Below are 10,328 nucleotides of genomic sequence, written 5' to 3'. Positions count from 1 at the left end.
CGAAGGAACCCCGAGCCTTGGCGAGGGGCCGTACGTTCGGGGCGAGACCTTTTGGTTCCTTTTGGGGCGTTTGCCAAAAGGGACTCGCCGTAAGGGCGAAACCGCCAGCCGCCGTTACCCAAAAAATGGATATGTACTCAGTCAGCCCGCCTTCGTCGGAACGCCGCCCGGACCAAGCTCGCTCACACAGTGTTAGCTACACCTGATTCAAGGGTTGACCTGATAACCCTTGCCCTGCAAACAACTGGTGTAGGCCGTCGCGGTGTTCGCCTGGGTGGTTTTCGATTGCTCCCGGCGTTCCTGGCGCTGACGTGAAGCACCGACCACCGCGCCGGCCGCCGCCGTCTCCTTGGCGCGGTTCTGGCGGTATTCCTGTTGCACATCACTATCGACGCGACCATAAACCTCGTCGTGCTGATTGCCGCGCACCTGGGCCGCGGTCGCGCCGGCAGCGGCCCCGACAGCCGCACCCTTGACCCTCCCGCCGGAAGGCGTGGAAGTCGTCGAGGCACTCTGGCTGGCGGCGATGCTGTTGCATTCGTTGATGTCGGCCTGGGTTTGTTGCGAACTTTGCCCTTTCAATGGCACCACCGTTTGCGCCCATCCCGGGGCACTCAAAACCGACAAGGCAAGGCACAAGCTGATAGGTGAAAACCTTTTCATGATGACCTCCGACAGGCTTGCCACAACGGGCAAGCCTTTGGGTCGACTGGCGGATGGCAGGTGACGCCTGCCGATCGGGTGGAGCAACAGTGAAGTGTAGTTCAACGTTGCCCGCTGTCGGCCCCGTCGGTCACGCCTCGACAGCTGCCTTCGGATACAGCTGCTCGTCGAACTGCGACAATTTCGGAAACACCAGCGGCTGATCGTCGCTCAGGTGTTGCAGGCGGCGGCTGTAATCGTCGAGAAAGCCCTTGCGCGCTTCGTCGCTGATGTACGGCACATGCCAGGCCACGAAGGGTTCCAGCACGTCGAAGCCGACGTAGGCCAGCGTACCGCGCAGGATCGGCCGCAGCATGTCCTCCAGCGGGCCGTGAATCGCGCCTTCGCCGAACATGTGTTCACGCCCGCCCAGGGTCACGGTCACCAGTGCTTTCTTGCCGGCCAGACCACCCTGATCGTAGAAGCGCTTGCCGCCATAGCAGATGCCGGACACCAGCACCCGGTCGATCCAGCCCTTGAGCATGGCCGGGGCGGAGAACCAGAAGATCGGGAAGTTGAGGATCAGCAAATCGGCCCACAGCAGTTTGTCCAGCTCACCCTGGATGTCCGCCGCCAGCGACTGGCTCTTCACGCCCAGGCGTTGTTCCAGGGCATAGACCAGGTATTCGGGGTTTTCCCGGCTCGAGAAGTCCGCATCGCTGGCTACCGGGTTCCAGTTCATTTTGTACAGGTCGCTGACCTGCACTTCGTGGCCCTGGGCTTCAAGGGTGGCGACAGCCTGGTCCCGCAGGGCGGCGGTGAAGGATTGCGGCTCCGGGTGAGCATGGATGATCAGTACTTTCATGGTGGTTCCTCAGACTGTTTCCAGCGTATCGGTTGAAGGTGTGGAGTAGCAACATCGTGGGTGATGAACAGTTTGAATCGCCAACCTTCAAACCTGGATCGCCTTCACTTCGACGAACTCATTGAGTCCCTCTTCCCCCCACTCCCGACCGTTGCCCGATTGTTTGTAGCCACCGAACGGTGCCTGATAATTGAACGCCGCACCATTGAGGAAGCACTGGCCGGCGCGCATCTGCCGCCCCAGGTGCAAGGCACGCTCGGCACTGCCGGCCCACACGCCGCTGGACAGGCCGAACGGCGAGTCATTGGCGATCTGGATCGCTTGCGTCTCATCGGTGTAGGGAATCAGGCACAGCACCGGGCCGAAGATTTCTTCCTGGGCGATGCGCATGCGGTTGTCGACATCGGCGAACAGCGTCGGGCTGACATAGAACCCGCGCTCGAACGCCGCCGGTGTTTCACCACCGCACAGCAACCGTGCGCCTTCCTGTTGACCGACCTTGATGTAGTCGAGCACGGTGCGCCGTTGCCCGGCCGAACACATCGGGCCGAGGAAGCTTTGCGGGTCGAGGGGATCGCCCATGCGCAGGCACAAGGTTTCCGCCAGCGCCAGCTCCACGGCCTCGGCGTAGCGGCTGGCCGGCAGCAGCATGCGGGTCAGCGCGGTGCAGGTCTGGCCGGAATTGATCATCACGTCCTGCACGCCGTAGCGCACAGCCGCAGCCAGATCCGCATCCTCGGCGATCAGCAGCGGCGACTTGCCGCCCAGCTCCAGGCACACCCGTTTCACCGAAGGCGCCGCCGCTTGCGCGACCCGCACCCCGGCGCCGGTGGAACCGGTGAACGACACCATGTCCACGTCCGGGTGTTTGGCCAGCGCTTCACCGACTTTCGAACCCGGCCCGCTGACCAGGTTGAACACCCCGGCCGGCAGGCCGATGTCCTCGATCATCTGCGCCAGCAGGAAGGCATGCAGCGGGGTTTCCTGGCTCGGCTTGACCACCACCGTGCAACCGGCGGCCAGTGCCGGGGCCAGTTTGCCGATCAACTGGTGCAGCGGGTAATTCCACGGATTGATGAACGCGCAGACGCCCACCGCTTCGCGAATCACCAGCGAGTTGCCGACTTCGCGCACTTCGTCCATCAGCCCGGCCAGCTCGACGTACTGCTCAAGGCCGAGGATCGGCCCGTCGACCTGCACCGAGCGACACCATTGCACCGGCATGCCCAGTTCAGTGGTGATGACTGAGGCCATCTCATCGGCACGATTGCGCAGCTGTTCCGCCAGTGCGCGGATATAACCGGCGCGCACACTCGACGGCGTACGCGACCATGAATCGAATGCCCGGCGCGCTGCCGACACGGCATGGTCGACATCGCGCTCATCGCCCAGCGGCACGCTGCCAGCCACTTCTTCGGTCGCCGGGTTGATCACCTGGGCGATGCCCTGCCCCAACGGCTTTTGCCAGCGGCCATCAATAAACAGTGTCTTGTAATCAAGCATGAACCTGGGCCTCCATCAGTTCTCGGGCGCAACGGGCAATGCGTTGGCAGGCATCGCGCAGCGGTTCGGTATCGACCACCAGACCGAGTCGAATGTGCCCCCCCGCGCTCGGACCGAAGGCCTCGCCAGCCAATACCGAGACGCCGTGGCGATCCAACAGTCGGTCGGCGAACGCCTGGGCGCTGAGCCCGGTTTCGCGGATGTCGAGCATCACGAACATGCCGCCATCGGGTTTCAACGGCCGCACCCCGGGGCAATCGGCCAGGCTGTCGCACACCAGGTCGCGACGCTGGCGATAGGCTTCGCGCATGGCCTGCAGTTCCGGCAGGTTGCTTTCCAGGGCAATGACGGCAGCGTCCTGAATGAAATCCGGCGAGCCGTAGAGCATGCACAGCGCGAGGTTTTCCAGATGCGCGGCCAGGGATGGCGGCGCCACCACCCAGCCGACGCGCCAACCGGTCATGGCGTGGGACTTGGACAGGCTGTTGAGGGTCGCGGTGCGCTCGGCCATGCCCGGCAGGCTTGCCGGGCTGACGTGTTCGCCGTCGAACAGCAATTCGCTGTAGACCTCGTCGGAAATCAGCCACAGGTCGTGGGCGATGCACAACTCCGCCAAAGCTGCCCACGTACCAAGCGGCAGACTGGCGCCGGACGGGTTGTGCGGGCTGTTCAGCGCCAATGCCCGGGTGCGCGGGGTGATGCGCGCGGCGACATCTTCGGGCAGTACGCGGAAGCCGTTTTCCGAGCGCACCGGCACCGGCACCACCACGGCACCGCAAGCACCGAACACCGCTTCGTAGGTGACGTACATCGGTTCGGCGACGATCACTTCGTCACCGGGATTGAGTACACATTGGGCCACGCTGAACAGCGCACATTGCGCCCCGGCCAGCACGGTGACCTGATCCGCCGAAACGGCTTGGCCACTGCGCTGTTGATGACGCCTGGCGATGGCTTCACGCAGGGCACGCTTGCCGCGCACTTCGGCATAGTGCGTGTTGCCGCTGCGCAGGCTGTCGATGGCGCCCTGCACGATGGGCTGTGGCGTGTCGAAATCCGGGTCGCCGACGGACAACAGCAGAATGTCTTCGCCTTGTTCGCGCAGCGCCAGGGCCCGGTAGTGAATGTCCCACGCGGCGGCGCCGTCGCCGGCGATACGTTGAGTCAGATCGGAAAAGCGCATGGCCTTCCTCCTATAAACATGATCCCTGTAGGAGCGAGCATGCTCGCGAAAAACGTTAGGGCAACCCGGTCATTCAGACAGCGCGCGTAATCGTTGACGTCCATCGCGAGCGTGCTCGCTCCTACAGTGAACTCAGCGAACGCAAGCATGCTTGAGCTCAATCAGGGTGACGCCGTTGCGAGTGAAGCCATGGCGCAGGTCGGTTTGCAGTTCCGCGAGGTTCTGCGGCTGGGTCACGGTGCAGCCGAACGCACGCGCGAGGGCGGTGAAATCCGGGTTGCGCGGCAGTACGCCGATGGGCTCGATGTTCAGGCCGAGCATGTCGTCGCGGATCTGCCCCAACGCGTCGTTGTTCCACAGCAGCACCACCAGCGGGCTGTCCAGTTCCTCGACGGCGGTCGCCAGTTCCTGCGCGGTGTAGAGGAACCCACCGTCGCCCACCAGCACCAGCCCCGGTCGTTGTGGCGCGCCGAACTTGGCGCCGATCCCGGCCGGCAGGCCGTAACCCAGGGTGCCGTAGCCGGTCGGGTGCAACCAGCTGCGGGTGGCGGCACTGTCAAAGGCGTAATTGCCGGTGTAGGCCAGTTGAGTCATGTCGGTGCTGATGAAGGCGTTGTCCGGCAACTCCGCAGCGATCCGGTCGAGAATCGATTGATGGATGGACTGCAACGGGCCATGGCTGGCCTTGACCGCTTCACGCAGTGCGGCCACCGAGGCAATGGCTGCGCTGGCGTCGCGCACGTCGGACGGTAGACGCTCGAGCAAACCGCTGAGGGTTTGTTGCGCATCGCCATGCAACGCCACCGCACAGGGGTAGAAATCATTGAATTTGCGTGGGTCGATATCGACGCGCAGCACTTCGCCATTGACGGGCAAGCGATCGCGCCAGAAGTCGGTATCAGCCATTTCGGTGCCGACCGCCAGCACCACGTCGGCCTCGGCGATCAGCTTCCAGCCCGGCTCCACACACAGCGAGGAACCGGCGTTGAGTGGCGCGCCAGGCGGCAGCAAACCCTTGCCGGCGACGCTGGTGAACAGCGGTGCAGCGAGTCGACTGCTGATTTCCTGAAGCTCAGAGGTGGCATTCAATGCACCGCCACCGGCGATGATCATCGGGCGTTTTGCGCCTTTGAGTTTTGTCACGGCTTGATCCAGCGCCGTTGCATTGGCCGGACCACGCCCCGGACGACGCACCACGTCGTTGCTCCAGTCACGAGCGATCGGCGCCGACAGCACATCCAGCGGCACCGAGATGTGCACCGGGCGTGGCCGCTCGCTGTCGAACACCGCGTAGGCACGGGCGATCAATTCCGGCAGGTCTTCGGCGGTCAGTGCCACTGCAGAGAACGCTGTGATCGGCGCGGTCATGGCCCGCTGGTCCTGACACTCGTGCAGGCTGCCCCAGCCCTTGCCGAGGCTGGCGCTGTGGTTGACGCTGGAAATCACCAGCATCGGGATCGAGTCGGCGTAGGCCTGGCCGATGCCGGTGGCGGCGTTGGTCACGCCCGGACCGGTAATGATGAAACATACGCCGGGTTTGCCGCTGACCCGGGCGTAGCCGTCGGCCATGAAACTGGCGCCCTGTTCATGGCGGGTCAGGACGTGGCGAATGCCGCTGCCGGGCAAGCCGCGATACAGCTCCAGGGTGTGGACGCCGGGGATGCCGAACACAGTATCGACGCCGTAGTTGGCCAACAGGCGCACCAGCGCCTGGCCACCGGTCAAGGTTTTGCTTTGCATGTTCATGTCCTCACTCATGGCCGAGGCGAATCAACGCATCGACCGCGGTCGTGCCATGGGCACCGACCAACAATGGATTCACATCGAGCTCCAGCAATTGCGCGGCGTTTTCGCAGGCGTAGTCGGCCACCGCGCGGATCGCCGTCACCAGGGCGTCCAGGTCAGCCGACTCGCGACCACGGAAACCTTGCAGCAAGGGGGCGCTGCGCAGGCTGAGCAAGGCATTGCGGATCGCGCCGTCGGTGGTCGGTAGCAACAGGCTGCGACTGTCCTTGAGCAGCTCGACCAGAATGCCGCCGGTGCCGATCACCAGCGCGAGGCCGAAATCGTTTTCGCGCTTGATACCGACGATCAACTCGGCCAGTGGCGGCCTGGCCATCGGCTCCAGCAGCAGTTGGTCGAAGGCTACGTCCGGCGCGTACGCTTTGATGCTGGCGCGCATATTGTCCAGCGCGACACTCAAGGCCGCGTCGTCCTTGAGGTTCAGCGCCACGGCACCGGCCTCGGTCTTGTGCGGCAGCTGTGCGCTGACGGCTTTCAATACCAGCGGATAGCCCAGTGACTCGGCGTCTTTCAGGGCATTCTGCGGGGTGCTCAATACGCCGTTCGGCGTTGGCAGGCCAAAGGCTCGCAAGGCCTGTTTGGAATCCCATTCATTGAGCAAACGCCCCTCACCGTCCAGTGCTTGCGGGCACAACGGGACCAACACCGATTCGCCCAGCGCCAGCAAGGCCTGGCGGTTGCGCTGATAACCGGCGATGCGGCCCCACGCGGCCAGCCCGTCTTCAACGCCCTGCAATGCCGCGACGCCTTGCGCGTGCAGACGCTCACGGGCATGGGCCGGCAGCAATTCGGGGAAGGCCGAGGTCACGAAACCGCTTTTGCCGTGACGCGCCAGTGCCGCGCAGTACAGTTCCAGCAGCAGGTCGCACTCCTTGCGCTCGCCGGTGAACTCCGCCGGATAGTCGAGCACCAGCATCGCCGCGTCGGCTTCGGTGCGCAGCGCGCTGTCGAGCATGCGGTTCAAGGCTTCACCGTCGCCCCAGATTGCCGTAGTGAAATCCAGCGGGTTGACCAGGTTGGCGTAGCTCGGCAGCACCTGGGCCAATTCACCCACCTGACCGTCATCGAGCCTGGGCAAGCCCAGGTCATTGCGTTCGGCGTAGTCGGCAATCAGCCCGGCGTCACCGCCGGAACAGGCCAGCGCGATCAGGCTGTTGCCCGCTGGCAGGTTGCCGCAGGCCGCGGCCTTGAGGGTTTCGACAAAACTCACCGGGCCGCTGACGCGGATCACCCCGAGGCGATCGAACAGCGCGTCGTACAGTGCATCGGAGCCAGACAACGAACTGGTGTGACTCAAGGCCAGCTCGGCGCCGATCTGCGACACGCCGGTTTTCAGGGCAATGATCGGGATGCCCTTCTCCAGCGCCTTGTGTGCGGCGCGGGCGAAACCCGGCACATTCTTCAGGCCTTCGAGGTGCAGGCCGATGGCGGTGACCCGAGGTTCGTCGAGCAACACGTCCATCAGTTCAGCGACACCCAGTTGCGCCTGATTGCCGACCGAGGCCATGTAGGCCACCGGCAGCGAGCGGTCGCTCATGGACAGGTTGTAGGCGAAGTTGCCGCTCTGGGTCAGCACCGCCACGCCCTTCTCCACCGCTTTGCCGCCATGGGCCACCGGCCACAGCGCGGAGCTGTGCAGGTAGTCGAGCAGGCCGTAGCAGTTGGGGCCGAGCAAGGCCATGTCGCCAGCGGCCTTGAGCAATTGCTGTTGCAGGGCCTGGCCTTCGGCGCCGGTCTCGGCGAAACCGGAGGCATAGCAGATCGCGCCGCCAGCGCCGATGGCGGCCAGTTCGGCCACGCAGGTCAGGGTCAGTTCGCGGTTGGTCGCAATAAATACCGCGTCCGGCCCGCAAGGCAGATCGGCAATAGTGCGCACACAGGGTACGCCTTCGAGGCTGTCGTGTTGCGGGTTGACCAGCCACATTTGCCCTTGGTAGCCACCCTCGGCACAGCGCTTGAGGGCGCGCGCCATGCTGCGGCCGCCGACAAACGCCACGTATTGCGGCGCGAGCATGCGTTTGAGGTTGTCACGAATGGTTTGGGACATGGGAATTCTCCGGACCGATCAGCGCAGCAGCGGCCGCAGCAGTTCGCGGGAAATGATGTGGCGCTGGATTTCCGAGGTGCCTTCCCAGATCCGTTCGATCCGTGCGTTACGCCAGATGCGCTCCACCGGACCTTCGTCCATCAGGCCCATGCCACCGAAGATCTGCACCGCTTCATCGGCGGTACGGCCGAGCACTTCACTGGCGAACAACTTGGCCATCCCGGCCTCGCCATCGGTCATGGTGCCCTGGTCCATTTTCCAGGCGGTGTGCAGGGTCAGCAGTTCGGCGGCGCGGATTTGCGTGGCCATGTCGGCCAATTTGAATGACACCCCCTGGTAAGTGCCGATCGGTTGGCCGAATTGCTTGCGGTCCGCCGCCCATTGCAGGGACACATCCAGCGCGCGCTGGGCCTGACCGACGCAGTTGGCCGCGACCATCACGCGCCCGGCGGTCAGCCAGGCGTTGGCCACGTCCCAGCCCTTGCCGACTTCGCCGAGCACTTTGCTGGCCGGCACGCGGCAGTCGTCGAAGAACATTTCAAAGGTGTGATAACCACGGTTGCTCACGCACTTCGGCCCACGGCGGATGGTCATGCCCGGGGTGTTGCGGTCGACCAGGAACGAGGTCACCGCGTTGCGCTTCTTGCCGTTGTGCTCGTAGGTGTCGGTCACGGCGAAGACGATGGCGAAATCGGCATGCCCGGCGTGGCTGATGAAATGCTTGCTGCCATTGAGGATGAAGTCGTCGCCCTCACGCACGGCGCGGGTCTTGATCGCATTGGCATCGGAGCCGGCACCCGGCTCGGTCAGGGCGAAGCAGTCGATCTTCTCGCCCTGGATGCACGGCAACAGATAGTCGTTGATCTGCTCGCCCTTGCAGGCCATGAGGATTTTCGACGGCCGTGCGACGAACACGTGCAGCGCCCAGGACACTTTGGACAGTTCACGCTCGATCAGCGCCTGGGACAGATAGTCCAGGCCACCACCGCCCACTTCTTCGGGCATGTTGAAGGCGTAGAACCCGGCAGCAATCGCCTTGCCGCGAATCTGCGCTGCCAGTTCCGGGGATACCTCGTCGGCGCGGTCGACTTGCTCTTCATAGGGCAGCAGTTCCTTCTCGACGAAGCTGCGTACCGAGTCCACCAACATTTCTTGTTCTTGGGTCAGTTGGAAATTCATGGTGCTACCTGTTGTTCGTGTTCTGGGAGATGGAGAGGAATCAACGACCGATGAAGCGTGCCGGGCGTTTTTCCATGGCGGCGCGCAGGGCTTCGTTGCCGTCCTCGCTGCGACCGCAGAGCAGGCCCGCAGCGAGTTCGGCCTGCAGTTGTTCCGGCAGGCTGCGTTCGGCGCCTTCACGCATGAGCTTTTTGGTCTGGGCGAAGGCAAAGGTCGGGCCGGCGGCCAGGCGTGCGGCCAGTTCATTGGTGACGGTCAGCAGTTGATCGTCGGCGCACACTTCGCCAACCAGCCCGGCGGCCAGGGCACGCTCGGCACCCCACAATTCATCGAGAAACAGCAGGCGCTTGGCCTGTTCGCTGCCGATCAGGCGCGGCAGGTGCCAACTGGCGCCCGCATCCGGCGAATACCCCATGCTGGTGTAGCCGGCCTTGAAGCGTGCCGATTGCCCGGCGATGCGCAGGTCACAGCACAGGGTCAGGTCCATCCCGGCGCCAACGGCAGTGCCGTTGATGGCGGCGATGGTGGGTTTTTCCAGGCTGTGCAGGCGGGTCATCAAGGCATGGGCGGTTTCGGTCCAGCCATAGGTTTCCAGTGCGCCCCGGGCTTCGGCATCGGCCCATTCATCAAGGTCGGCGCCAGCGCAGAAGCTGCGGCCACTCCCCGTCAATACCACCACACGCACCGCTGGATTGGCGTTGAAAGCGTCGAGCATGGCGTGCAGGTTTTTCAGCGTCGGAATGTCCAGCGCATTGCGCTGGGCAGTGCGATTGAGGGTGATCCAGGCAACGCCTGCTTCGACCTGGCTGAGCAGCGACGATTGAGTGGTCATGGGAATCCTCGAATTATTGTGATTGGTCTGAGGTGATGCGACTTGAGGCCATACTAAACGAGTGTTCAGTAAGGCGGCAATTGGTAAGAAATCTTGGTGTAACAGTTTGAAAGATCAGCTATATCATTGTTTTTACTAGGTTTATCTCATCAGCTCGATTAGGTGCGGGCATGGCTGTTACAACTTCGAACAAACGGCAACACCCAACCTGTAGGAGCCGGCTTGCCGGCGAAGGCGTTTGCAATGTTGACGCATGACTCAAGGCCGCTTTCGC

8 protein-coding genes are annotated in these 10,328 nt (G+C 63.6%); all 8 read right to left on the bottom strand.

Annotated elements, in window-relative coordinates:
- Window positions 1-207 precede the first annotated feature (207 nt).
- The 8 genes from PMI31_RS23505 to PMI31_RS23470 all read right to left on the bottom strand — a co-directional run bounded on the left by PMI31_RS23505 (window position 208) and on the right by PMI31_RS23470 (window position 10,054).
- Window positions 208-663 (bottom strand): YMGG-like glycine zipper-containing protein, encoded by a 456-nt coding sequence (locus PMI31_RS23505; RefSeq protein WP_008021402.1) that lies wholly within the window; start codon window positions 661-663, stop codon window positions 208-210.
- A gap of 130 nt (window positions 664-793) precedes the next feature.
- Complete coding sequence (locus PMI31_RS23500) at window positions 794-1,507, bottom strand: NAD(P)H-dependent oxidoreductase (RefSeq protein WP_008021401.1); 714 nt, start codon at window positions 1,505-1,507, stop codon at window positions 794-796.
- 87 nt (window positions 1,508-1,594) lie between these two features.
- Complete coding sequence (locus PMI31_RS23495; protein ID WP_008021400.1) at window positions 1,595-3,010, bottom strand: aldehyde dehydrogenase family protein; 1,416 nt, start codon at window positions 3,008-3,010, stop codon at window positions 1,595-1,597.
- A complete protein-coding gene (locus PMI31_RS23490; protein ID WP_008021399.1) occupies window positions 3,003-4,193 on the bottom strand; it encodes a pyridoxal phosphate-dependent aminotransferase in 1,191 nt (396 codons plus the stop codon). The genes PMI31_RS23495 and PMI31_RS23490 overlap by 8 nt, the downstream gene beginning before the upstream one ends.
- A gap of 132 nt (window positions 4,194-4,325) precedes the next feature.
- Window positions 4,326-5,933, bottom strand: coding sequence for a 5-guanidino-2-oxopentanoate decarboxylase (locus PMI31_RS23485; RefSeq protein ID WP_008021398.1), 1,608 nt, complete (start codon window positions 5,931-5,933; stop codon window positions 4,326-4,328).
- Between the two features lie 10 nt (window positions 5,934-5,943).
- Window positions 5,944-8,043 (bottom strand): acetate--CoA ligase family protein, encoded by a 2,100-nt coding sequence (locus PMI31_RS23480; RefSeq protein ID WP_008021396.1) that lies wholly within the window; start codon window positions 8,041-8,043, stop codon window positions 5,944-5,946.
- An 18-nt stretch (window positions 8,044-8,061) separates the two neighbouring features.
- Window positions 8,062-9,222, bottom strand: a complete 1,161-nt coding sequence (locus tag PMI31_RS23475) for an acyl-CoA dehydrogenase family protein (protein ID WP_008021395.1) — start codon at window positions 9,220-9,222, stop codon at window positions 8,062-8,064.
- Window positions 9,223-9,262: 40 nt separating this feature from the next.
- A complete protein-coding gene (locus tag PMI31_RS23470) occupies window positions 9,263-10,054 on the bottom strand; it encodes an enoyl-CoA hydratase/isomerase family protein (RefSeq protein WP_008021394.1) in 792 nt (263 codons plus the stop codon).
- Window positions 10,055-10,328 lie beyond the last annotated feature (274 nt).

It is taken from the genome of Pseudomonas sp. GM55 (assembly GCF_000282395.1).
Lineage (GTDB): Bacteria > Pseudomonadota > Gammaproteobacteria > Pseudomonadales > Pseudomonadaceae > Aquipseudomonas > Aquipseudomonas fluorescens_CC.
Note: the sequence above shows the minus strand (reverse complement) of the source record. Positions and strands in the feature narration are given on the sequence as shown.

What these genes read in the sequence shown, in the direction of transcription:
- PMI31_RS23485 (WP_008021398.1), bottom strand. Translation starts at nt 5,933, where the DNA reads ATGCAAAGCAAAACCTTGACCGGTGGCCAGGCGCTGGTGCGCCTGTTG.
- PMI31_RS23505 (WP_008021402.1), bottom strand. Translation starts at nt 663, where the DNA reads ATGAAAAGGTTTTCACCTATCAGCTTGTGCCTTGCCTTGTCGGTTTTG.
- PMI31_RS23490 (WP_008021399.1), bottom strand. Translation starts at nt 4,193, where the DNA reads ATGCGCTTTTCCGATCTGACTCAACGTATCGCCGGCGACGGCGCCGCC.
- PMI31_RS23500 (WP_008021401.1), bottom strand. Translation starts at nt 1,507, where the DNA reads ATGAAAGTACTGATCATCCATGCTCACCCGGAGCCGCAATCCTTCACC.
- PMI31_RS23470 (WP_008021394.1), bottom strand. Translation starts at nt 10,054, where the DNA reads ATGACCACTCAATCGTCGCTGCTCAGCCAGGTCGAAGCAGGCGTTGCC.
- PMI31_RS23495 (WP_008021400.1), bottom strand. Translation starts at nt 3,010, where the DNA reads ATGCTTGATTACAAGACACTGTTTATTGATGGCCGCTGGCAAAAGCCG.
- PMI31_RS23475 (WP_008021395.1), bottom strand. Translation starts at nt 9,222, where the DNA reads ATGAATTTCCAACTGACCCAAGAACAAGAAATGTTGGTGGACTCGGTA.
- PMI31_RS23480 (WP_008021396.1), bottom strand. Translation starts at nt 8,043, where the DNA reads ATGTCCCAAACCATTCGTGACAACCTCAAACGCATGCTCGCGCCGCAA.